Source organism: Pseudobacillus sp. FSL P4-0506 (assembly GCF_038003025.1).
Classification (GTDB): domain Bacteria; phylum Bacillota; class Bacilli; order Bacillales; family Domibacillaceae; genus Pseudobacillus.
Window position 1 is genome coordinate 4,251,909 of record NZ_JBBOOI010000001.1, and the last position, 24,320, is coordinate 4,276,228.

Consider the following 24,320-nt stretch of genomic DNA (forward strand, 5'->3'; position numbering starts at 1 on the left):
CAAAAACTTCACACCCTCTTATGCCAAATTAGCCCTCCTCCTCTTCTTTCATTTACCATGGCAGGAATGATTAAATATAGTGCGTACGCAAATGACATCCAAACAGTAAAGGCAATGATCTGAGATTCATTAAGTTCCGGAAAAATATAGCGATGATTAGCTAATGAGAAGGCGTCGAGTGTCAGGCCTACAGCCGTACCGATTAACCCGAATTTCAGTGTGGCATTTTTTGATTGATCGAATAGTGAGTACAGGAAAGTAACAGCCAGCAATAATATTGCTGTTCCAGCAGTTAACAAAAACAGGCTCATAAAGAATGGATCTGAATCCGGGCTGAAAAGAACTTTCTTTCCAAAAAAGACAAAAAACAATGTAGCAAACAGCCAAACGAGCACGCCCCAACAAGCAACGAACAAGTACCCCTTCATTCTCCCTCCTCCCTCATAGCCAAATTGCTTAGTAATGCTACTAACTGCTCAAGCCCCTCATATGCCTTTTCTACAGGAAAATTTTTGATCATGAGAGCCTGCAATGCTATCCCATCTACGATCGCATTGAACAACACTCCCCACCCCTCAAGAGAAACCCCTGTTACTGGTGACTGGGCCCATATTTTTGTAAGATTTCCGGCTAAAGCTTTGTTTTCCTGTTCTAACACACTTCCAAGCTGCTCCTTAATTTTTTCATTATTTAACCCTGCAACAATTAATGTAAAAAACAACTTATGATAAAATGAATCGCTGCCGCAGCGGCTCTTTGCCGATTCCAAGGCTTGTTTTATCACATCTTCTTCTTGCGCTACCTCATTCCATGAACGGTCACAGACGTCTTTTACAATATCCAGCAACAACTGTTCCTTTGTCCGAAAATGATAATAAACGGTTCCCTGTGTGACTTCTGCTTTTTCTGCCACTGACCTCAGTGTAAATTTCTCAATCCCCTTATCAGCCAAACACTCTTTGGCTAATTGAATTAGCTTTTCTTTGCTAATCATATTTGGTTTTGCCATATATACGCCCCCTATTAGTTAGTCAACTAACTAACTATATTTACGAAAATTTTACCATTAACTTTTGTCCCTATCAATGCTTATATTAAAGATTGTCAGCACCTTAAAACAGATTTCTTTTATACCGTCATTCCATTATAATAAAATTGTTTTTTACAAGGCCGATTTATCTCTATAGCGAAAATAGGAGAATAAAATGTCAATCATATACAAACTTCTTGGAAGAAATTCCAAAAGAACAGATGCTTTGTCTTTATTTCTTACCGCTGTTTTAACTGCGATTGTCAGCGAAGTGAAAATTATTCCCTTTTATGGAGAGGATCTTCGTTTCGGATTAGGCAGTATCACTTTTTTTCTATTTATCCTTGTTTGGCCTCCAGCTTCTTTTTTAAGAACGGGTATTATTACGGGGATCACGGTTGTTTGTTTTCGTTTATCTGCAGATATGGTAATGGGCAGTGCCCCTTTGTTGACGAGTGTTATGACTCATTTTCCTGCATTTCTGTTTTACTTGTTATTTTCTTTAGGATTTGGCCTGATTAAAATAGAAGCGTATAAAACCTCCCCCTTTCTTCTTGGCGCTTTTGCTACTGGAATAGAATTTATAGCAAATAGTGTAGAGCATTTGCTGCGCTACTGGCTGTTACAACACACTAATCTTGGCTTACAAGAATGGGCGTTATTGTTTGGCATCGCTCTATTTCGCAGTTATTTTGTAGTAGGTTTATACAGTTCAATCACTATTTCGGAACAAAAAAAACGACTTCAGGAAATGCTGGGAGTTAGATCAGAACTATATGTAGAGATTCTTTATTTGCAAAAATCCATGGAAAATATTGAGCGAATCACCGCAACCAGCCATGATTTATATCGAAAACTAAAAAAGGGAAACATGCCGGAATTAAGCGTACAAGCGTTGCACATTTCACAAGAAATTCATGAGGTGAAAAAAGATTCTCAACGAATTCTTTCCGGACTCTCTAAAATATATGTCCAGAAAAAAAACGATAGAATTTTTCTTTCTGACGTATTTGGCTTTGTGATTACTGCCAACCAAAATTATAGTGAGCTATTGAAGAAAAAACTAACCTTTCATTCATCAATCGGTGTTGATTTTGAAACAGATAGGCACATACCTCTTCTTGCTCTTTTAAATAATCTTGTGGCTAATGCAGTAGAAGCTGTAAAAGCAGAGGGGTGTGTTGATTTGAGCGTATATGAAAAATCGGAATATACCCACTTTGTTATACAAGATTCAGGGAAAGGGATTCCTTCAGAAGATTTATCATTAATATTTGAACCAGGCTATACAACAAAATACAACGACCAAGGGGTGGCTGCCACAGGAATTGGTCTTTCTCATGTAAAAGAGATTATTCAAAACTTACAAGGGGAAATTTATGTAGAATCTTCGACTGAAGGAACCATTTTTACAATCCAAATTCCAACGAACGAGATTAGAAAGGGAGTTGAATAAAACTGAAACTTCGCTATTTTATTGTGGATGATGACACAGCCAGTCGAAGAATGTTAAACAAAATTATAACAGAAGAGGAACTTGGGCTTGTAATAGGTGAGGCTGAAAGCGGTGAAAAGTCTATCCCGCTCGTCCTTTCCACTCGGCCTGATTTTGTTCTGATTGATTTATTAATGCCTCAATTGGATGGCATTGAAACCATTGAACAATTGAGGATGCAAGGATTTGAAGGACAATTCATTATGATTTCCCAAATAGTCAACAAAGAAATGGTCGGTGAGGCCTATGAGAAAGGCATCGAGTTCTTTATTCATAAACCGATTAACCGTATTGAGGTACGCAGCATTTTAACCAAAACTGCTGAGCGGTTTCAATTGAGACATTCACTGATGACAATCAGGGAATCTTTAGCACACATCGACTCCTCTCATTCCGCTCAAAAGCAGCGCAGCGTAAAAGATATTGTTTTATCTATTTTAAATGACATGGGAATAGCCGGAGAGGCAGGAAGCAAAGATATTGTAGCAATGATGGAGTTTTTGCTCGAAAAAAATGACTCTTCTGCTTTATTACCTCCTTTAAAAAAATTGTATGAAGCAGTAGCTAGCATGAATAAATCAGATCCAATTAGCATAAAAAAAGAAGTCAAATCTATTGAACAGCGTATTCGTAGAGCGATTGTAGCTGCTCTCAACAATCTGGCTTCAATGGGTGTAATAGATTATACTAACCCTAAATTTGAGGATTATGCCCCCCGCTTCTTCGAATTTCAAGAGGTAAGATTGAGAATGAAAGAGCTGGACTCAGACCGGAATGAACCGATGAAAGTTAAAATTAATATAAAAAAATTTCTTCAAGCCCTGTATCTTGAGACAATAGAAAAGTATTTTGGACATTCTTGAGAGATTACATAACCCTCACCTTATAAAATTATGTGTAGGAGCTTTGCACCTTATAGTTATAACATCAGACTGACTCTGCCAATGAACTTAATGGCAGAGTTTTCTTTTTTATAGAAAACAAAAAAGAAAATGTCGGATTTTATAGTTTTTTATTACTTCCTTATAAAATTGACTTATATATTTTTATTTTATAAAGAAAGCGTTTGCACTATATATGAAGAGGTGACTAAATGAAAAAACGTAAATTTGGTTTAGCTTATCAAATTCTTGTCGGGTTAGCTTTAGGGATTACTGTTGGTGCCATTTTTTATGGAAACCCTGCCGTTGAAACTTTTTTACAGCCAATTGGCGATATTTTTCTTCGATTAATTAAAATGATTGTTGTGCCAATCGTTATTTCCACGATCATTCTTGGTGTTGCCGGAACAGGCGATATGAAAAAGTTAGGTAAACTTGGTGGGAAAACAATTCTTTACTTTGAGATTGTCACTACAATTGCTATCATTGTCGGACTCCTCGTGGCGAATATTACTAAGCCCGGCGAAGGGATAGACATGTCTAAGCTGGCTAAGGGCGATATTCAGCAATATGTTGAGACAACCGAGGAAGTATCAAGCCACAGCTTTGCCGATACTTTTGTAAATATTGTACCAAGCAATATTATTGAATCTTTAGCTAAAGGCGATATGCTCGCTATCATTTTCTTTGCTGTTTTATTTGGTTTAGGAGTGGCAGCAATCGGTGAAAAAGGGAAACCAGTTCTTGCTTTCTTCCAAGGTACAGCAGATGCTATGTTTTATGTGACGAATCAAATTATGAAGTTTGCTCCATTTGGTGTATTTGCTCTAATTGGTGTAACCGTGTCCAAATTTGGCGTAGAGTCATTGATTCCACTCGGAAAATTACTTATTTGCGTATATGCAACGATGATTTTCTTTATTGTTGTCGTTCTTGGAGCTATTGCTAAGATGTGCGGGACAAGCGTCTTTCATATTATCAAAATCTTAAAAGATGAACTCCTCTTAGCCTACTCTACTTCGAGTTCAGAAACAGTTCTTCCAAAAATAATGGAGAAAATGGAGAAATTCGGTTGTCCAAAAGATGTCGTTTCCTTCGTTATTCCAACCGGCTATTCATTTAACTTGGACGGATCTACTCTTTACCAAGCACTTGCGGCAATCTTTATTGCCCAAATGTACGGAATCGATTTAAGTATTATGGAGCAGTTAACACTAATGGTAGTATTAATGGTGACATCTAAAGGGATTGCCGGTGTGCCGGGCGTTTCCTTTGTTGTTCTGTTAGCTACTTTAGGATCTGTAGGTATTCCACTTGAAGGCCTCGCCTTTATTGCTGGTATTGACCGGATTCTTGATATGGCGCGTACAGTTGTTAATGTAATTGGTAACTCTTTAGCCGTTGTTGTTATGTCTAAATGGGAAGGCCGATTTGATGCTCACAAGGGAGAAAACTACCTTAAATCTGTTCAAAAAGCATCTTAATATTAGCCAAGATATAAATAAAAAGCAGACAGTTTCATGGTGATGAGACTGTCTGCTTTTTTCTATGTGCGGCTTCTTTCTTGCTTCATATCAATTTTAATTATTAGCGGTTTTGGTTCGCTGAGTTTTAGCCCTATTAGAAAAGTTTACGGCATTCTTTAGGTTGTTCCAAATATTTATCGACACGACCGTAACTCCCCCAAGTAAAACAACACCCGCTGTCATGCCAATTAAAGACTCACTGATACTCGTTCCGATCAAGCTATATAGCAATAAAAGTGGAAGGTTGGAGACGATTATGGTCAGCATATAGCGCATATATTTTGCTCCTAATGATGCTGATAAAAAACAAATGGCATCTGTAGGAGCAATGGGACAAATAATCCCTAATGCTAAAAACTTGTAATTTTGGGTTTCCAAAAGTGCCCCTAGTTCTGGTCTCTTCTTCTCTAGGAGCCGGCTTAGCTTTGTGCCTATAACAGTTTTGGAAAATAGATAGACTAACGTTTCACTTAAAATGATGCCAGCCATGGATAGTAAAAAACCTAAAAGCGGTTCAAAGTATACTCCTCCGAAAATCATCAGTGTAGCACCTGGTATAAAAACGAGGAGCCTTAAACACCATAGAGCAACGAATAACAACATGGCATATTCTGTATGTCTGGATATAAATTCCTTTAACTCATCCATATCAGAGGGCAATAAATGATTATGCTTCAATACGTAGATAGATACTAACCATACAGCGATAATAAAAATACTCTTCTTCAATTCCTCCACACTCTCTTTCGCTGTGATATATACATCAAAAGCAGCGAGAACTAAGAAATACTCTGCAAAACCTTTCATTTTAAGTTCTGGCAATAAACTTTATAGAGGCAGTTATCCCTAGCTCTTATTTTTAGCAATAGCAATTACCCAGCCATGTTTCTATTGTTCCCTCATGGAATTTATCCATTAAATTGAGGTTTAATTTCCTATTCCTTCGACATGTATCTGTCATAACGAATGAGTCACCGATGCCCTTGTTATTATTAATTTCTGTATTATATGTTTTATACCTTCTAAAAGGAGAATTTACACTTACAGTTTCCTCTAATATCCTATCCTTCGTTTCCTTTATTTCCCGCCTACTTTGCGCTCATCCATTATTTGCTCTATCTAGCCGCCGATTGTTGCAGCTTAATATAAAGGCAGGTGGTACATTTCTATACTCGAACTTGACATCGACTTGAGTAAAAAATCGGCTTATCAATTCTTTCTTAAACAGCGTATATTGAAAAGTGATGAACTTACCATTATGCCCTAATAACTCTTTCGTTTTAAGCAAAATATTATTCGAAACATTCTTAGGCAAGCTGGCAAAAGGCAATCCAGAAACCACATAGTCCACATGGGGAATATCATACCTTTCTACATACTGGTCAATATGCTCCGCGGTATCATTAATGATGATAAGATTATTTTCTTCTTTATACCTGTCCTTCAGCAGCTTATAAAACTCTCTATTGTTCTCTATTAATAAAACAACCGTATCTGGCTTTCTATATGTAAGAATTTGATCTGTAAAGATGCCTGTTCCCGGTCCGTATTCCACTATATATTTGGCCTGTTGAAAATAAATATTGCCTGTCATCTTTTCAGCCAAATAAAAGGAGCTCGGAAAAACAGCTCCAATTTTTCTTGGGTTTAATATATATTGAAAAAAGAACGCATGAGTTTTCAAGTTTCTGTCCCTCCAACATTTTTGGATTTTATCTCTAGAATAAAGCCCAAATCTGAAGAAACAGTGATAGAATCTCTTAAGAATTCTTAAGATTTAATTGTTCATCTATAACGGAAAAAACCACCCTATTCAGCGGGTGGTTTTCCTCCTTGCCATAAATTATTGATGCCGGCTGCTGTCTTTTAGAGTTAGCAGCGTGACAGCTTCGACGTGCGCCGTTTGCGGAAACATGTCCACAGGCTGAATATATTCGATGTTATACAAATGGCTTAGCTGGTTAATATCTTTAGCCAGTGTCGAAGGATTACAGGACACATATACAAATCGTTTTGGCTTTACCTTCTTGATCGTATCGAGCAGCTTTTGGTCGCATCCTGTGCGCGGCGGATCGACGATAACGACATCCGGATTCCAGCCTGCTTTTAGCCACTTGGGCAGCCATTGCTCGGCGGTACCCACTTCATATACCGCTTTAATCTTTAAAGCCTTCGCATTTTCTCTGGCATCTTTAATCGATTCAGGAACTACATCCATCCCGCGGATTTCAGCAGCCCCTTCTCCCACCCAAAGGCCGATCGTTCCTGAGCCGCAATAGGCATCGACCACTTTCTCGCTGCCAGTCAGCTGTGCCGCTTTCTTTACTTCATCATAAAGTCTGATCGTTTGTTCAGGGTTAAGCTGGAAGAATGCGCGGGCGGAAAGAGCATACTTATGATCACCCAGCCGCTCCTCAATCGTCTCTGGACCAGCGAGTGGCAAGCTTTTATCTCCGAAAATTAATGAGGTCTTTTTGGGATTAATATTATGGATAATAGATTTTACGTTCGGCAGCCGCTTTTGGATTTCCTGGACAATCAATTCTTTTTTCGGCAGCTTATCCGTCGCGGTAACAATGACCACTTGAATGTCGCCAGTAGCAATGCCCACACGAGTCACAACCGTTTTAACGATACCTTTATTTTTCTTTTCATCATAGATCGGAATATTGAAATCCTGCAATATTTGTTTGACTTTATTTAGTACATCATTTAATGCCGGCTGTTGGACGATGCAATCTGGAATATCAATCAGCTTATGAGAATTTTGACTGTACAGTCCAGCAATGACCATGCCATCTCTCTTGCCTACTTGGAATTGGCTTTTATTGCGGTAAAACCAAGGCTCTTCCATCCCAATCGTCTCGCGGATATCAAGAGCATCAACAGGCACCTTCGTATACCGCTCAAGCGACTGAATTAAAATTTCACGCTTGGCATTAAGCTGTTCTCTATATGTCACGTGCTGCAGCTGACAGCCGCCGCATTGGTCGTATACCGGGCATGGTGGAGTCACACGATGCTCAGATTTCTTTCTGATTTTTTTGATTCGTCCTTCTGTAAATTTTGGGTGTACCTTCACCGCCTCCACAACCACTTCTTCCCCAGGGAGAGCTCCAGGAACGAAAACGACCTGCCGTTTAAAATAACCGACGCCTTCTCCGTTAATGCCTATGCGTTTAATGGTCAGCGGAAACGTTTGTTTTACTTTTATCTTTGCTTTATCTTCCTGTTTCACTTTGTCACGTCCTCACTGTTTTTGCCAAATGTTATCCCTCATTATAACGAAAAAACAGGACTGCCGCAGCAGCCCTATGCCGAAATTCTTTTTTGTTTTTTACGGTAATCATCCAGGCTCTCAAAGCGGTATCCTTGCTTTTTCAAATCTTTAATTGCTTTGGGAAGAGCCTCGGCATTGTCTTTTGAAACAGTGTGAAGCAGCAAAACAGCCCCCGGATGGATCTGCTTCATAATGTTGTCATAAGAATATTGCCAGCCTTTTTGGTTGTTTGTTTGCCAATCAACGAAAGCAAGCGACCACATCACGTGTGTGTATCCTTCTTCCCGCGCAACCTTTAACGTTCTCTCACTGAAAATTCCGCGCGGTGGCCGAAGATATGTCATTTGTTTTTGTTTGGTTATCCGGGCCGTTTCCTTTTTCACGAGCGCGAGCTCTTCTTTCAGCTTCTCATCACTCACCTGCGTTAAATCAGGATGATGCCATGAATGGTTGCCGATAATATGGCCTTCCTTGTTCATCCGCTTGACAAGATCAGGCGCGCTTTTTAAATAATGGCCTGTAATAAAAAAAGCAGCAGGCACGTTCTCTTTCTTTAATGTATCTAGGACGCTTTTCGTATAGCCGTTTTCATAGCCATTATCAAACGTCAAATACAGCACTTTTTCTTTGGCGCTGCCCTTATAAAAGGCGCCATGGTCAGCTAATAACTTATCGAGCTCCCGGCCCGCTTCCGCCTGCTGTCCATCGGAGCCTTTTTTGAATCCCCAGTGAATGGCCTGATTGGAAGCCGACATGGCAGGATAAGCGAAACTAAAGAAAAATAAAACAGCAAACGAGCTGTACATGATCCACTTCTTCATCATCATCTTCCTTTGCTTTTTCCTCTAGTTTCAGTTTTAAAAAGAAAAATATCCACCTTTTATCGAGTTAATTTTCACCAAAAATAGCTGATAAACAAGCCAATAGACAGCAAGAAGCCAAAGAATGTATTTGTTTGAGCGGTCGCTTTCATGGCCAGACCGGTCCGCTTAGGCGCCTTCTCTCCTAAGAATCCTTTGATGGCTTGAATAGGTTTTGGAAGGCTTAAAAAGATTAAGAACAGCCAAGGGCTAACATCATCAAATACCACTAAACCAACAATCCACACGTATGCGACAGCAAACAAAAAGCCTAAAAAGTATACCGCTTTTTCATGTCCCATCAAAATCGCCAAGGTTTTCCTTCCGCCTTTTTTATCCTCTTCAATATCGCGGATATTATTGGAAAGATTGATGGCGCCTACAAGAATGGCAATAGGAATGGAGATGATGATGCTTTGCGTATTCACAACACCCGTCTGGATGAAGAAAGAAATCAGTATAAAAAAAGAACCCATGCACAAACCGGAGAAAAGTTCTCCAAATGGTGTATAAGCAATTGGAAGCGGGCCGCCTGTATATAAGTAACCAACTGCCATTCCGCCTAATCCAATCAACGCCAGCCACCAGCTGCTGCTCACACATATATATACTCCCAATAAAAGAGCCAATGCATAAAAGCCTAGTGCCAGCTGCAAAACCGTTCTTGGCTGCATCCCGTGTCGTACAATGGCACCGCCAATACCAACAGACTCCTCGGTATCTAATCCCCGTTTAAAGTCATAGTATTCATTAAATAAATTTGTCGCGATTTGAATCCATAGGCATGCGAAGAGCATCGCTAAGAACAGCCAGATGTCCACCTTTGTATAAAACATGGCCAGCACCGTTCCGATTAAAACAGGCACAAATGATGCGGTTAAAGTGTGGGGCCGAGTTAACTGCCATAATATTTTACCTGTGCTCTGCTTTTGAGCATTACCAGATTTTTGTGTTGTATATTCTTGATTCATTCCTCTCTTCCTCTCAACTTCGGATAATAAATTTAAATAAACAACTTTCATTATAACCGAAAAAACGACATAAATGGCGAGCTTTTTCATGATTCCACCGGAAAGTTATCCTGCTAAAGCCAAAAAGAGGGAGCAGTCCTTCCAGTATAAAAAGACTCCCTGAATAGGGAGTCTCAATCTGAAGAATGGAAATAAATTTTCTTTGCACTCTGCCCCCTCCTATTTTCAGTAAAACAGGAGGGGGTCGATCAAATGATCAGCTAAAGACTGGCTCTTTAAATTGAGAAAGCTTTTCCAAGGAAGATTTATCTACATGCGCGTGAAGGCTATTGCCGTGTGAATCCATCGTCACCACAGCTGTAAAGTCCTCTACTTGGAGATGCCACATCGCTTCCGGAATACCAAAGTTCATTAAATCAACGCCGTCTACTGACTTAATACAATCTGCATAATATTGAGCGGCTCCGCCGATCGCGTTCAAGTACACACCACCATGCTCTTTCAAAGCAGCAAGTGTTTTCGGTCCCATGCCGCCTTTACCGATGACAGCACGAATACCAAACTTCTTCATAATGTCGCCTTGGTAAGGCTCCTCGCGAATCGAAGTAGTTGGTCCGGCCGCTTTTACGTGCCATTCCCCCTGCTCATCCTTCAGCATAACCGGGCCACAGTGATAAATAACCTGGCCATTTAAATCAACCGGTGCATCATGATCCATTAGGTATTTATGGATCGCATCACGGCCTGTGTACATTCTTCCCGTGATTTTCACCACATCTCCTACTTTAAGTTCACGGATTTGCTCTTCTGTAATTGGTGCAGTTAACGTAAATGTACGGCTTTCTGATTTTGTCTCTTCCGACTCTGGCTGAGAAGAGTCAAATGTAATTTCTTCTCCATCTTGATAGAACCACTCTTGGATTTCTCCTGTTGCCGCATCAATTTGTACACCTAAGCGACGGAAAGCCCAGCAGTTATAGGCAACTGATACAAAAAAGCTAGCAGGCAAACGGTTGATGACGCCAACTTTACAGCCTAGTAAAGTCGTTTCACCGCCGAATCCCATTGTGCCAATACCAAGCTCATTCGCGTGCTTCATCACATACTCTTCCAACTGACGCAGACTTTCGTTAGGGTTCACATCGTCAACACGGCGGAAAAGCTGCTCTTTCGCCAGCTCATAGCCTGTTGTACGATCACCGCCGATGCCCACACCGATAAATCCGGCACTGCACCCTTGCCCTTGAGCTTGATAAACGGAGTGCATAATACACTTACGGATACCGTCCAGGTCGCGCCCCGCTTTTCCAAGGCCTTCAAGTTCACAAGGGAGACTGTATTGAATATTTTTATTCTCACAGCCGCCGCCTTTTAGAATCAAGCGGGCATCAATATAATCTTTTTCCCATTGTTCAAACTTAATAACCGGCGTGCCTGGTCCTAAATTGTCACCGCTATTTTCTCCTGTCAATGAATCAACCGAGTTAGGACGAAGTTTTCCGTTTTTTGTCGCTTCAATCATTGCCTGATAAATGGCTTCTTTAATTTCTAATTGGTTAACGCCCACGGGTGTTTTTACTTTAAACGTCGGCATACCTGTATCCTGACAAATGGGAGAAATATTTTCATCTGCCATCTGAATATTATTTGTAATGGTATTAAGGCTCATCGCTGCGCTTGTGCCAGCATTTTCACGCACGGCGGCTGCTTTAACTGCGCGACGCACATCTTTCGGCAAATTAGTTGATGTTTCGACAATCAACTCGTACATACTTTGTTGGAACTTTTCCAAATTCATGATCTTTCCCCTCTCCACTCACTCTTTATGTATCTCTTTGCATTGCCATACTTTTTTTATTATACTGCTGAATTTTGTTGTTTTAAAGGAGAACTTAAGACTAATAAAAAGAACCAGCCTCTTGGCTGGTTCTTTTTATTTATCTGCTTTTAAATTGTTCACACTTCTCTTCAATATCGTCAATCATTTCAAGAAGGCGGTCAATGTCTTCGATCTTTGTTTCCTCTGGCTCGATGGCATCAAGAACTTCCATAAACATATTTAAACGCTGCTTTAAGTAGCTAATTTGTGATTCTTTATCGATGATGGGCTTCATATTCGATTAGCACTCCTGTATATTTTTCTTTTGTCGCTTGCCTTCCATCGTAAAGGATTCAGCCGTTTAATTCAATTATTTCCTGCGAAAAAGATAGTTGCGCTTAAAAATTTTTGTTCATTACTGCTGTACGGATTTATAACTAAATGATACATGGTTTTTAACCGGAATCCATGCACTGATTGGTTTGGAGCTTACATTTTTCACAACAATGGCTCGTTTCCATCCTGACACGACAAGATAGACTTCCCCGTAAGTGATGATCCCTCTTTCATTTATTGCAGGGGCAAATCCATATAAGTAACCGGCCGTTTTAGGAGGTACGTTGTACACCTCATTCTGTTTTGTTCCGGCTCCAATCGCTGTTGTATAAGACAACGGCCAGCCGGTTTTGTCGATTGCCTCTTTTAAAATCATTTGTTGGACTTCTTCTGTTTTGGGCAGTTTGGCAGATAAACCACCTTTTATTACTTTGTGTGCTTCCTGAACATAGTGGATTTGATAATTGGTCTTGCCACCGCGATTGTCATAAAAGTTTGTGTTAATTTTTTGATATTGCCAGTTAGCGCTTGTTTCCTTTGAATGGTAGGCAAGCGGCCATTCACCGAGATAAATCGACACTCTGGATCCGAAAGCAAATGGCGATTTTTTAATGGATGATTCATTCAACATACGAACAAGCAAAGGATTCGTAATTTTTGTTGGCGAAGTGCTTAACAGCTCTTTCGTTAATTCACTGGGTTGTAACTGAGACAGTTCTTCTTCCTCATTTAAAAAAGTATTTTCACGTGCAATGTTTTTGACCGAGTCAGGCATTTTCTCGTTAAAGACTTTCTCCTTTTTTTCTGCCAAAGCAAGCGGCGGATTTCCTGTATATATAATGGCAATGAGTAGGCACAAAAGTAAACGACTCCACTTCATCACATTCTATCCTCCCTATTTCTTTTGCTTAGTTTGCTCTTGGCTTTTCAACTTATCCGCCTAACAATAAAAAAGCTGTGTAAGTGAATCACTTACACAGCTTTTTTATCTATAATAGATAAAAACCTATTCCCATAATAAAATAAGCAGCGAGAAGCGTTAGGCCTTCGAACCAGTTTGTTTCTCCATCATTCGAGAGAACGATCGATAAAAATACTGCTGTTACCATGGCTACCAGCTCAGGGATTGTAAAAACAAGCGGCATGGACGTCTCAAACATTAACGAGAGTAAAACAAGTATCGGCGCAACAAACATGGCAATTTGCAAGGTTGAGCCAACAGCTATCTCTACAGCTACATCCATTTTATTCTTCATTGCCATCAACACAGCTGAAGCATGCTCTGCAGCATTTCCAACAATGGCCACAATGATGATCCCGATAAACAACTCTGACCAGCCAAAACTCTTTCCAACCTCTTCAAACGTATGCACTAAATTTTCTGATACATAGGCAACAGCAAGTGTAGCCAGAAGCAATACAGCTATGGCTTTCCCCTTGGACCATTCCGGTTCTTCATGTTGAGTGGTTTCTTCTGACTGACCGGTATATACTCCACGGTGTGTAACAAGCTTAAAAAATAAAGCAGCCAGATAAAGAACAATCATAATAATAGAAATTCCTACACTTAAAGAAAGGGTCTCTGAGTCGCTCATGCCTCTTGAAAAAATTTCAGGAATGACAAACGCTACAATAACAGCAAATATTAAAAGCCCCGAGTTATGACGAGCATCATGCTCATTAAATTTTTGGCGTTTGTACTTAAGGCCTCCCATAAAATATGATAGCCCGGCAACAAGCAGCAAGTTCCCTAATACAGAACCGGTTAAAGAAGCCAGAACCACTCCGATCAACCCAGCTTGTAAAGCAAAAATCGAAATGATCAATTCGACTGCATTTCCAAAAGTGGCATTCAACAATCCGCCAATTCTTGGGCCCGTAATAATCGCAAGGCTTTCTGTGGCTCTGCCCATATAACTTGATAAAGCAATTATCGTTAAACAATAGATGCCGAACATCATTAATGTCGGCCAGTGCATAAGTGATCCAGCTACAGACAGCGGGACTCCAATCAGCACCATAATTCCAAATATCTTACCCATAAGCTGACCTCTTTTCCGTTAGAAAAATAAATACAGGTTTTTAATCAAGATACCCCATTTTCTCATTTCCTAACGCTAGTTGAGGTAGTTATTAAGATTGGATAATTTCAAAAGTTTCGACTACTTCAATGGCAGGGATAACCGATTGTACCATTGAACAGTTCTTTCTCGTCAGCTCCATCGCTTTTTTTATTTGTCCCTCTGCTAGCTCTTTTCCTTTAATAATAAAGTGAACTTCTACTTTTTCAATCCGGCTTGCCTCTTGTTCGTTCCGATAGACCTTCGTGTTAATTTCAATGTCCTCTACGTGCATTCTTTTTTTCTCAAGAATCTTTCGCAGAACACCTCCGCTGCAAACAGCTATAGACGCGGTTAGTAGTTGATAAGGACGAAATCCATACAGCTCATCACCAGAGACATCAAGCTGTCCGTAAGGTAGATCGGCTGTAAATCCGCCTTCCTTCATTCGAAATTTCATTTTTTCACCTCTCTGCAATCATCTACCTTATTTTAAATTATTTGCAGCGAAACATCTATCTCTGAACAAATGTTTGATGAAGCATTAAAAAAAGATATTACTCTTTATTTTTAAGCACGGCTATGTTAATATAACCTTAATTATAATTATTATAAATTAATAATAAAACTACATTTGAATAAAAAACCTTATTTTAAAACTAATGAGAATGTTTTTCATTAATCAAAAGAAAAGTGAATTTGATTACTATTCTCAATTGGAAAGAGGAAATATCAATTAAGGAGGAATATTATCATGAATATGCAAGCAAAAGCTTTAGAGGCCGGACATCAAGAAGAAGCGCTCTGGATTTCTTCCATAAAACCTCACGCCGAACTGATAGCAGCTCTTTTAAGCGGTGTATTGATTTTAGCTGGATGGCTCTTAGATAAAAACGGCGTTCATTCTGCAGCCGTTCCAATTTATATGATCGCCTTTATTATCGGCGGTTTTGCCAAAGCAAAAGAAGGGATTGAAGAAACGATTGCCGAGAAAGAGCTGAATGTAGAAATGCTCATGATTTTTGCTGCCATCGGCTCAGCTATTATCGGTTATTGGACAGAAGGAGCTATCTTAATTTTCATTTTTGCTCTTAGTGGAGCACTCGAAACTTATACAATGAATAAAAGCCAAAAAGAAATTTCTTCCTTAATGGGAATTCAGCCGGAAGAAGCCTTATTGATCAAAAATGGCACGGAAGAAAAAGTTCACGTGTCTTCTCTTGCAGTTGGAGATTTAATCCTTGTAAAACCGGGAGAGCGCATTCCTGCAGATGGCCTAATCTCAAAGGGACAGACAACGATTGATGAGGCTGCTATAACCGGGGAATCAATCCCCGTTTCTAAACAGCAAAACGGAGAAGTATTCGCAGGTACTGTGAACATTACTGGATCTATTTATATTGAAGTAACAAAGCCTGCAAGCGAGACACTTTTTCAAAAAATCATCCAACTTGTTCAATCTGCCCAAAGTGAAAAGTCACCTTCCCAACTATTTATCGAGAAATTTGAAGGCAAATATGTAAAAATTGTATTGGCAGCGGTTGGTTTAATGATGTTTTTACCTCATTTTACCCTTGGCTGGAGCTGGACAGAAACCTTTTATCGAGCCATGGTCCTTCTCGTTGTCGCTTCTCCATGTGCGCTCGTCGCTTCAATTATGCCGGCGACACTTTCAGCGATTTCTAACGGAGCTCGCCGTGGCATTTTATTTAAAGGCGGCGTTCATTTAGAAAACCTGAACAATTTAAAAGCGATTGCTTTTGATAAAACCGGTACCCTTACAAAAGGGAAACCTGAGGTAACAGATGTAGTTGTCCGCGAAGGTCTAGCAGAGAATGAATTGCTTAGTGCTGTTGCTTCGATCGAAAGTCAGTCCAATCACCCACTCGCTCAGGCGATCATTCGATTTGCCCAAGAAAAAAATGTCGCTTATTCTGCACCAGATGAGTTGGAAGATGCAGCCGGTTGGGGAGTCAAAGGAACTGTTAAGGGAAAACAATGGAAGATCGGGAAAGCTGATTTTATTGACCGGGAAGCCGCACTCGCTTTCCATGGCGGCAAAGCGAATGAACTTGCCTCTTCTGGAAAAACAACTGTTTTTGTAGGAGATGAATATGGAATTGCAGCGGTTATTGCTTTGAAGGACTTAATACGGGAAGACACAAAACAGGCTTTAGAGCTTCTCCATCAAGAAGGCATTCACACTATTATGCTGACAGGCGACAATGAAACAACAGCAAGAGCGATTGCTAAGGAAGCACACTTAGACACCTTCATTGCTGAATGTTTGCCGGAGCAGAAAGTAGATCAACTAAAAAAGTTAATTCAAGATTATGATACTGTCGCAATGGTTGGAGACGGCATTAATGACGCTCCCGCTCTAGCTACCGCAAACATTGGGATTGCTATGGGAGAAGGCTCAGATGTGGCGATGGAAACAGCAGATATCGTCCTGATGAAAAATGACTTGCCTAAAATTGCTGAAGCCATTCGCTTATCAAAAAAAATGCAACGGATCGTTAAGCAAAATGTGATCTTTTCCATATCAGTCATTATGCTGCTTATCATTTCCAACTTCTTCCAAGTGCTTGACTTACCGTTTGGCGTTATCGGGCACGAAGGCAGCACTATTCTCGTTATCTTAAACGGACTGCGTCTCTTGCGGTCTTAAAAACGTTCAGCTTGCTGAACGTTTCAGTTTGTCGACAAAAGGGGTTCGGAATAGTCTTATTCCGAACCCCTTTTGATTTTTCGGTAGTTTTAAAGCCCTTCGAGAGAAAGATAGACCTCTCCGAGGTCATCATTTAAGCCATTTCTGGTTCTCGCCAAGTCCAGCTGGCCATTTTCTTGAGATTCATGGCAGCGAAAGTAAGCATCGCTTGCATCGACAATTTTTTAAGTCCCCTTAACGTTGTCCAACGCATGCCATGCTTTTCTTTTGCATCTGCGAATACACGCTCAATCGTTTCTTTTCGCTCCGCATAAATCGCTTTAACTTCTTCGTGGTGGCGAAGATGGTCGGCCTCTTCCATATATTTCTGCCAAATATGGCGTGTCACCACTTTTTGATGATCTCTGCTTTCCGTGCATTTAGCTAAAAAAGGGCAGGAGGTACAAACCTGTTTGGGTGATCTGTATTCACGATAGCCTTCCTTATTCGTCGTTGAGTAATTCAATACTTCCCCTGCCGGACAAAGGTAACAGTCAAAATGTTCATCGTACACATAGTCATGCTTTCTGAAGAAGCCCTCTTTTGTGCGCGGCCGTGTATAAGGCAAAGCAGGTGTCATGCCGTTTTCCATTAAATAACTGGCAATGGCAGGTGTTTTGTAAGCTCCGTCTGCACCAACAGCTTTAGGTTTTCCTACCTTTTCTATCACTTTCTCCATTAACGGCTCTAAGATTTGGCTGTCATGTGTGTTGCCTGGTGTGACCATTGTGCCAATTACGAATCCCTTACGGTCTGCGGCCGCGTGAAAGGAATAGGCAAATTGTTTGGTTCGTTCGTCTTTAACGTAGTAGCCACTGTCCGGATCGGTTGTACTTTCCTTGATTTCTTTCGTTTCTTCTTTATCGAACTTATCTGGCGGGAACGGCTTTTTTCCATGATCCTCTCGGTCCTGATTAATCTCTTCTTGGAGGCGTTCCTGATACGCGCGTGTTTCTTTGCGAACCATTTTCTTTTCAAATTTACGCTTATTCGCGCTAGCTTTTACATGAGTGGAATCCACAAAAACGTGCTCCGCACTAATGAGCTTTTTCTCGGCAGCTATTTTTAAGATACGATAGAAGATCTGTTCAAACAGGTCGGTATCTTTAAAGCGACGCTCGTAGTTCTTACCGAAGGTAGAGAAATGCGGCACTTTATCATGGAATCCATAACCGAGAAACCAGCGGTAGGCCATATTCGTTTCCACTTCCTCGATCGTCTTGCGCATGGATCGAATGCCAAAGGCATATTGGATAAATGTTAGTTTAATTAAAATAATTGGATCAATGCTTGGGCGGCCCACTTCCGCATACAATCCTTCCACCAAGTCATAAATAAAAGAGAAATCCATCGCTGCCTCCATTTTACGGACCAGGTGATTCTCTGGTACAAGCTGGTCTAGAGCGATCATTTCTATTTGATTCCGTTGGATTGGATTGTTTTTCGAAAGCATCTTTCTCACCTCAAGTGTTTGATCTATTTATTTTAAAACAGGTATGGTTGTACGGCTACTCTAACTTTGTAACCCCTGTTGATTGAAATGGATGGCGCAAAGACTCCTGCGGGATCAGCGGGACAGGTGAGACCCCGCAGGCGCTTTCGCGGCGAGGAGGCTCACCGCCCGCCCCGCGGAAAGCGAAGCGCCTGGAATGGAAATCAACAGCCCCCATTCACAAGCAAAATAAAAAGGACTGTAGACAAACTCTAGAATTTCATTGAGTTTGTCTACAGTCTGAAACGTTCAGCTTGCTGAACGTTTTTTTTATTGACTCAATCAGTGCAAAAGGCCATTTATCAGTGATGATTCCTATCCAAATGTTACGTCTATACTTTTATGGATGGTGAGCAGAAAAAATTCATTTATGAGCAAAGCCCATTAAAAAAGCCCGCCTACCAACAGTAAAGGGTAAGCAGACTCTTCATTAACAATCGCCAGCTAAGTCGTTTTTCAAGGCATTGATTTCTCCGCCAATAAGGATAATCATCGCTGACAGATAAAACCAAATCATCATGACAATGATGGCTCCAATGCTTCCATATGTGGCTGAGTAATTGCCAAAATTATTGACATAAAAAGAAAAACCTAATGAAACGACAATCCAGCCAACAGCAGCAAAGATGGCTCCCGGCAAAACGGTTAAACATTTGACACTAATGTTCGGAGCCAAATAATACAAACCAACAAATACTCCAAAAATCAACAGAGGAGAAATCAGCCAGCGTAGCCAGTTCCAAAGCTTTAGAAACTCATCGGACAGGCCTAAATAGTCAGATGCGAACAGTCCGATTTGCTTCCCGAATACCTGTAAGATTAAGGCAGCCGCTATCACAAAAATTAAACCGACTGTTAATAAAACAGACATGCCCCTCACCTTGTAGAACGGTCTTGTCTCGTCTACGTTGTATGCATGATTTAACCCTTTAATGATAGCATTCATCCCTTTAGAAGCTGACCAGAGAGTGGCGATTACCCCGAAGGAAAGCAAACCGCCATTTCCATTTTGCAACACTTCATTCAATGTATTTTGAATGGTTTCTACTGTATCGCCAGGGGCATAATCGCGAACCAAAAGAAACATATCCTGCTGGCTAATAGGCAAGTAAGCCAGCAGGGTTACAGCAAAAATTAACAATGGAAAGAGCGATAGCAGAAAGTAGTACGACATTTGTGCAGCAGTGTCCGGAACATCAGATTGTTGTATTCTTTTCAGCAAATGCTTTGAAAAAATCTTTAACCCTATCTTGTTGTCGGACAAATAATCGCCTCCTAGTGCGTTACTGAAGTTTTTCCTGCTGCACCGGATGCGCTTTCTTCATCAGGAAGAAAAGTGCTCTTTGTCTCATCCACAAGATCTTTTACCTCAGGTGTCAGATCGCGTAAACTGTCGACTTTTCCACGAATGTAACTAACGTCCTCGCTAATTTGCTGAGCTGTTTCCTTTGCTCGATTTACAATTTCTTTAGAGGAAGCAGATAAGCTTTCAGGGTCTTTTGCCATCTCAAATAAATAGATGGCCCACTCCTTCATCTCCTCTCTTGTCTGACGGTCCATTAAAGCAATAGCGCCTCCAATTGCTGCGCCAATGCCTACCTTTGTAAAAAATTTACCTTTTCCCATTTTCATCATCCTTTCTTTCACAACTAAACTAATTGTATCAGCAGAATCATGGCTGACAAATTATCCGAACTGGTCATCTGCTTGCTCGCAAGTACACTTTCATCGCTTATCCTTTAAGAATAAAGAATGTTCCCTTTCCATTCTTACTTGGGCTGTAGCATTTTCATTATTCTCATGCTCTATCAATTCCCCTTTTGTAAAATAACAAAACATCATTCGTAAGAAACAGGGCTCTTGAAAGCAGGCTGACTCATTGTTCGTCTATATAAGAGTACCATGACCCTATTCTTTAGTGGATGACTCTTTTCCTTCTTTTTAAATCGCTCTTTAGCGCTAACATACTATCAGTAAATGATTTTTCACAATTCAACCAACTTTTGTTTGTTTCATTTAACAAAAGTTTCTATTTTTTAAATATTTTTTAAATACTGACTACTCTTTTCTAGGCATTTTTATATAATGAGGGAGAAGGAGGGGATAATATGGCTCAGGAAAAATTACTTGGTATCATGAACACTATTAGTGGTTACATTTGGGGACCGCCTCTGCTAATTCTTTTAGTTGGAACTGGAATTTATTTGACCGTACGTATTGGCTTTTTACAGCTCAGATTACTGCCTTATTCTCTTAAACTTGCATTTAGCAAAAGCCAGGATAAGCAATCTGAAGGTGATATCTCTCACTTCCAAGCTTTAATGACAGCGCTCGCAGCAACGGTTGGAACTGGAAATATCGTTGGGGTAGCGACCGCTGTATTAATGGGAGGCCCTGGAGCTGTCTTCTGGATGTGGTTGAGTGCATTCTTTGGCATGGCTACGAAATATGCAGAGGCTGTACTCGCCGTAAAGTACCGCGTCCAAGACCCAGACGGAGAAATGTCCGGCGGTCCAATGTATTATCTCGAACGGGGATTAAATCAAAAATGGCTGGGCATCCTGTTCGCTTTATTCGGTGCCGTTGCTGCTTTTGGTATCGGGAATCTAGTACAAGCCAATGCAGTGGCCGGCGTGGTAAAAAATACGTTTAATGTATCTCCATTCATTACAGGAATTGTTTTACTTATCTTTACTGCCCTTGTTTTATTAGGCGGCATTAAAAGCATCGGTAAAGTGACTGCTTTTTTTGTGCCAATTATGGCAGCGTTCTATTTGATCGCAGGCCTTGTTATCCTGCTGACAAACTTAGGTGGCATTCCAGCAGCCCTAGGTCTAATTTTCTCAGATGCTTTCACCGGTGAAGCTGTAGCAGGAGGTGCGATTGGTGCAGTTATCCGTTACGGTGTGGCTCGTGGGGTATTCTCTAATGAAGCAGGTCTCGGCTCTGCCCCGATTGCAGCAGCGGCAGCAAAAACAGACATGCCTGCTCGCCAGGCTCTCGTCTCTATGACTCAAGTGTTTATTGATACTATTTTAATTTGTTCCATCACAGGAATAACCATTGTGATGGCTGGACAATATGATCAGGGATTGGAAGGAAGCGAACTGACAACTGTATCCTTTGAATCCTTCCTTGGTCCGGCAGGCTCTTACGTAGTCGCTCTTGGCCTGCTGTTCTTTGCTTCTTCTACCATCATCGGCTGGTCGTACTATGGAGAGAAATGTTTCTCCTACCTATTTAGCAAAAAGGTTGTTAAATACTATCGGCTGGTCTTTGTATTAGCGGTCTTCATCGGGGCAGTAACAAGTCTCGAACTAGTTTGGACATTTGCCGATATTATGAATGGATTAATGGCCTTCCCTAACCTGGTTGGTATCATCGGCCTATCTGGAGTAGTCATTCACGAAACAAAAAATGTATTAAAAGCCATCAAGGAAGAAAAAGAAAAGAAAGCGGCTGCTTAACAAAGCATAAAAAAACAGACTTTTTTAAAAGTCTGTTTTTTTAAATAGTTGATTGACAAACTAAATGAAAAGTGAAATGATGTTATCAAATTACTGGAGAGGGTGAAAAGAACGTGGATCTATCTGTCAAATCCCCTGAAAATATTGAATACATGCTAGAGCAAATCACAACAAAATTACGCATGGTAAATGTCGGCGCTATTAAACCGGATCACTTCAGCGAATCTTCTTATGAGGATTTAAAGGAAATTTATGAGTTAGTGAACCGCAAAAGTAACTTCAGCCCAAGTGAAATGCAAGCTATTGCTGAAGAACTTGGTAGTTTACGAAAATAAAAAGCCGGTAGTTTACCGGCCTTCTCTCCATTTATTCTTTTGCAAGAAGCTTCAACGACTCTCTATTGAAAGCGGGAATGTCATCAGGTGTGCGGCTTGTGACAAGCTGATCTTGACAAACAACCACTTCCTCATCCTTGTAAGTAACACCTGCATATTCCATATCTACTTTAATCGACTTATATCCTGTAGCACTTCTGCCTTCCAACGATTTGGCCGTGATAAGCAGCTGCGGACCGTGACAAATAGCAAACACCGGTTTTTTCTCATCCATGAAGGCTTTCGCAAAATTTACAAAGCGATCATCTGCTCGCAACTGGTCTGGTGAAAAGCCCCCCGGAATTAGCAGCGCGTCAAAGTCACTTGGGCTTACATCATCAATTCCCTTATCAATGGCGATGGTTGCTTCTCCTTGTTTTCCTTTTACTGCTTTTCCTGCTTCTTTTTCAATAGTAACAACCTCATGGCCGGCTTCTTTATATGCATTCACCGGTTCTGTGTATTCGGAATCTTCCACCATGTCTGTTACTAATACAGCAATTTTTTTACTCAATGAGAAAACCCCTTTCATTTTTTATACGCTTTTGTATGTTCCCTCTTTCTGCAGAGATAAACATAAAAGCAGCCATCTGGTTTAGCTGATCTTCTTTTTCTTCACATCTTTTAAGTAATACTTCTCCGATTCAAAGAATTCATTTTTTAATTCTTTGACTTTTCCGCTCAGAAGGAGCACGGCAATAATATTAGGCAGCAGAATGGCAGCGAGCGCCAAGTCAAGGAATGACCATATTGTTTTTGCCGCACCGACAGCCCCTAAAATGATTGCGGCCAAATAAATAACTTTAATCGCTTGTGCTGCTTTTAAGTTAAATAAAAATTCCGCTTGCTTAGATCCATAAAAGACGACCACGATAACGGTAGATAAAACGAAAAAGATCAATGAAGCTGTCACAAGGAATCCTCCAAAGGCTCCAAAGCTTTCCTTAAAAGCAATCGTCGTTAAAGCCGATGGGTCATCGAGAGCTCCTGCCTGTTTCCATACACCTGTTGACAGCACGACAAAGGCTGTCGCTGAACAGACAACAAGCGTATCGATGACAATGCCGATGATAGCCCAAAACCCTTGGCGCACCGGGTGATCCGTTTGGGCTGCTGCGTGAGCAATCGGTGTTGTTCCTAGCCCTGCCTCATTCGAATACAGTCCTCTGGCAAATCCCCAGCGAATGGTTTCAGCTACCGCTGCTCCTGCAAAACCGCCAACAGCTGACATCGGCTGAAACGCATGAGAAAAAATCAACGAAATAACTGTTGGCACTTGGTCAATATTTAAAGCCAGCACGACAAGAGCTCCTCCCACATAAAAAAGCGCCATAAAAGGAACAAAGATTTCTGTTACACGGCCAATTCTCTTAATGCCTCCAAATACAACAAGTCCAGTAATCACGGCCATCACAATACCTGTATAAAGGCCGTCAATCTTAAATGTTTGCGAGATAGTGGAAGCTACTGAGTTCCCTTGCACCATAATGCTCGGAATCAGCTCAATCATTAAGGCGAAGGAAAACCACACACCCAGCCATTTCATATTCAGCCCTTTCGTCATATAATACATCGGGCCACCAACAAATTCTCCTTCTTCATTTTTTTCTCGATAATGGACAGATAATACACTTTCAGAGAAATTAATAGCCATGCCAATAACAGCAATCACCCACATCCAGAAAACAGCCCCCGGGCCACCAAACATAATCGCCGCTGGAACGCCGACGATGTTTGCAGCTCCAATGGTCGAGGACAAAGCAGATGTCAAAGCTTGCAAAGGTGTGACCGTACCTTCGCCTTTTGGCTTTTTTAAAATGCTGCCTAACGTTTGCTGAAAAATATAAAGCGGATATCTAAATTGAAAGAAACCTAGTTTTATTGTCATGAAAATACCTGAAATTGTTAACAAAGCTATTAAAGGTACTCCCCATAGCCATCCCGAAAACTTTTCTACCCCTGCAATAAAATTATCCAAAATGCGCCTCCTTCACCTATTTACTCTATGTATGTATATTT

Annotated in this window: 23 protein-coding genes; 6 read left to right on the forward strand and 17 right to left on the reverse strand. The window is 40.7% G+C overall.

Annotated elements, in window-relative coordinates; translation table 11 throughout:
* Positions 1 to 8: 8 nt before the first annotated feature.
* Both MKZ02_RS21420 and MKZ02_RS21425 read right to left on the reverse strand, forming a co-directional pair.
* Positions 9 to 428, reverse strand: a complete 420-nt coding sequence (locus MKZ02_RS21420) for a DUF5367 family protein (RefSeq protein WP_340856165.1) — start codon at positions 426 to 428, stop codon at positions 9 to 11.
* Positions 425 to 1,009, reverse strand: coding sequence for a TetR/AcrR family transcriptional regulator (locus MKZ02_RS21425; protein WP_340856166.1), 585 nt, complete (start codon positions 1,007 to 1,009; stop codon positions 425 to 427). The genes MKZ02_RS21420 and MKZ02_RS21425 overlap by 4 nt, the downstream gene beginning before the upstream one ends.
* A gap of 469 nt (positions 1,010 to 1,478) precedes the next feature.
* Between MKZ02_RS21425 and MKZ02_RS21430 the strand changes: the two genes are divergently transcribed.
* From MKZ02_RS21430 to MKZ02_RS21440, 3 genes are all read left to right on the forward strand, one after another.
* On the forward strand, positions 1,479 to 2,486 hold the full coding sequence (locus MKZ02_RS21430) for an ATP-binding protein (protein ID WP_259455705.1): 1,008 nt from the start codon (positions 1,479 to 1,481) through the stop codon (positions 2,484 to 2,486).
* Positions 2,487 to 2,488: 2 nt separating this feature from the next.
* Positions 2,489 to 3,388, forward strand: coding sequence for a response regulator (locus MKZ02_RS21435; RefSeq protein WP_340856467.1), 900 nt, complete (start codon positions 2,489 to 2,491; stop codon positions 3,386 to 3,388).
* Between the two features lie 230 nt (positions 3,389 to 3,618).
* Entirely contained in the window at positions 3,619 to 4,890 is a 1,272-nt protein-coding gene (locus MKZ02_RS21440) for a cation:dicarboxylate symporter family transporter (RefSeq protein WP_120036361.1), read from the forward strand.
* A gap of 96 nt (positions 4,891 to 4,986) precedes the next feature.
* On the opposite strand, the gene MKZ02_RS21445 is transcribed toward MKZ02_RS21440, so the two are convergent.
* The 10 genes from MKZ02_RS21445 to MKZ02_RS21490 form a co-directional block, all read right to left on the reverse strand.
* On the reverse strand, positions 4,987 to 5,739 hold the full coding sequence (locus MKZ02_RS21445; protein WP_259455704.1) for a TVP38/TMEM64 family protein: 753 nt from the start codon (positions 5,737 to 5,739) through the stop codon (positions 4,987 to 4,989).
* A gap of 292 nt (positions 5,740 to 6,031) precedes the next feature.
* A complete protein-coding gene (locus MKZ02_RS21450; RefSeq protein WP_340856168.1) occupies positions 6,032 to 6,616 on the reverse strand; it encodes a class I SAM-dependent methyltransferase in 585 nt (194 codons plus the stop codon).
* 159 nt (positions 6,617 to 6,775) lie between these two features.
* Positions 6,776 to 8,170: a 23S rRNA (uracil(1939)-C(5))-methyltransferase RlmD gene (gene rlmD, locus MKZ02_RS21455; protein ID WP_120036359.1), complete on the reverse strand. Its 1,395-nt coding sequence runs from the start codon at positions 8,168 to 8,170 to the stop codon at positions 6,776 to 6,778.
* 74 nt (positions 8,171 to 8,244) lie between these two features.
* Positions 8,245 to 9,033 (reverse strand): delta-lactam-biosynthetic de-N-acetylase, encoded by a 789-nt coding sequence (gene pdaA, locus MKZ02_RS21460; RefSeq protein WP_340856170.1) that lies wholly within the window; start codon positions 9,031 to 9,033, stop codon positions 8,245 to 8,247.
* A gap of 74 nt (positions 9,034 to 9,107) precedes the next feature.
* Entirely contained in the window at positions 9,108 to 10,133 is a 1,026-nt protein-coding gene (locus MKZ02_RS21465) for a 1,4-dihydroxy-2-naphthoate polyprenyltransferase (RefSeq protein ID WP_406909398.1), read from the reverse strand.
* Between the two features lie 166 nt (positions 10,134 to 10,299).
* Entirely contained in the window at positions 10,300 to 11,841 is a 1,542-nt protein-coding gene (locus tag MKZ02_RS21470; RefSeq protein ID WP_120036357.1) for a fumarate hydratase, read from the reverse strand.
* Between the two features lie 139 nt (positions 11,842 to 11,980).
* Positions 11,981 to 12,157, reverse strand: a complete 177-nt coding sequence (locus MKZ02_RS21475) for an SE1561 family protein (RefSeq protein WP_182917094.1) — start codon at positions 12,155 to 12,157, stop codon at positions 11,981 to 11,983.
* A gap of 120 nt (positions 12,158 to 12,277) precedes the next feature.
* Positions 12,278 to 13,078: a YfkD family protein gene (locus tag MKZ02_RS21480; RefSeq protein ID WP_340856469.1), complete on the reverse strand. Its 801-nt coding sequence runs from the start codon at positions 13,076 to 13,078 to the stop codon at positions 12,278 to 12,280.
* Positions 13,079 to 13,187: 109 nt separating this feature from the next.
* Positions 13,188 to 14,240: a calcium/proton exchanger gene (gene cax / locus MKZ02_RS21485; RefSeq protein ID WP_120036356.1), complete on the reverse strand. Its 1,053-nt coding sequence runs from the start codon at positions 14,238 to 14,240 to the stop codon at positions 13,188 to 13,190.
* A gap of 91 nt (positions 14,241 to 14,331) precedes the next feature.
* Complete coding sequence (locus tag MKZ02_RS21490) at positions 14,332 to 14,718, reverse strand: OsmC family protein (RefSeq protein ID WP_340856171.1); 387 nt, start codon at positions 14,716 to 14,718, stop codon at positions 14,332 to 14,334.
* 294 nt (positions 14,719 to 15,012) lie between these two features.
* Here MKZ02_RS21490 and MKZ02_RS21495 point away from each other — a divergent pair, with 294 nt between their 5' ends.
* The gene (locus MKZ02_RS21495) at positions 15,013 to 16,929 is read left to right on the forward strand and encodes a heavy metal translocating P-type ATPase (RefSeq protein ID WP_340856173.1); all 1,917 of its coding nucleotides are present in this window, start codon (positions 15,013 to 15,015) and stop codon (positions 16,927 to 16,929) included.
* A gap of 133 nt (positions 16,930 to 17,062) precedes the next feature.
* Here the strand turns inward: MKZ02_RS21495 and MKZ02_RS21500 are convergent, their stop codons facing one another.
* From MKZ02_RS21500 to MKZ02_RS21510, 3 genes are all read right to left on the reverse strand, one after another.
* Positions 17,063 to 18,421 (reverse strand): IS1182 family transposase, encoded by a 1,359-nt coding sequence (locus MKZ02_RS21500; RefSeq protein ID WP_120032260.1) that lies wholly within the window; start codon positions 18,419 to 18,421, stop codon positions 17,063 to 17,065.
* Between the two features lie 469 nt (positions 18,422 to 18,890).
* Complete coding sequence (locus tag MKZ02_RS21505) at positions 18,891 to 19,724, reverse strand: YihY/virulence factor BrkB family protein (protein WP_259455703.1); 834 nt, start codon at positions 19,722 to 19,724, stop codon at positions 18,891 to 18,893.
* Between the two features lie 11 nt (positions 19,725 to 19,735).
* Positions 19,736 to 20,086 carry a hypothetical protein gene (locus tag MKZ02_RS21510; protein WP_340856175.1) on the reverse strand — a complete coding sequence of 117 codons (351 nt, stop codon included), beginning with the start codon at positions 20,084 to 20,086 and terminating at the stop codon, positions 19,736 to 19,738.
* A 482-nt stretch (positions 20,087 to 20,568) separates the two neighbouring features.
* Between MKZ02_RS21510 and MKZ02_RS21515 the strand changes: the two genes are divergently transcribed.
* A complete protein-coding gene (locus MKZ02_RS21515; RefSeq protein ID WP_340856176.1) occupies positions 20,569 to 21,927 on the forward strand; it encodes an alanine/glycine:cation symporter family protein in 1,359 nt (452 codons plus the stop codon).
* 113 nt (positions 21,928 to 22,040) lie between these two features.
* Positions 22,041 to 22,262 (forward strand): DUF1128 domain-containing protein, encoded by a 222-nt coding sequence (locus MKZ02_RS21520; protein WP_120036353.1) that lies wholly within the window; start codon positions 22,041 to 22,043, stop codon positions 22,260 to 22,262.
* Between the two features lie 31 nt (positions 22,263 to 22,293).
* Here MKZ02_RS21520 and MKZ02_RS21525 read toward each other — a convergent pair whose 3' ends face one another.
* Positions 22,294 to 22,815 (reverse strand): type 1 glutamine amidotransferase domain-containing protein, encoded by a 522-nt coding sequence (locus MKZ02_RS21525; RefSeq protein WP_340856179.1) that lies wholly within the window; start codon positions 22,813 to 22,815, stop codon positions 22,294 to 22,296.
* Between the two features lie 81 nt (positions 22,816 to 22,896).
* A complete protein-coding gene (locus MKZ02_RS21530; RefSeq protein WP_340856181.1) occupies positions 22,897 to 24,279 on the reverse strand; it encodes an alanine/glycine:cation symporter family protein in 1,383 nt (460 codons plus the stop codon).
* Positions 24,280 to 24,320 lie beyond the last annotated feature (41 nt).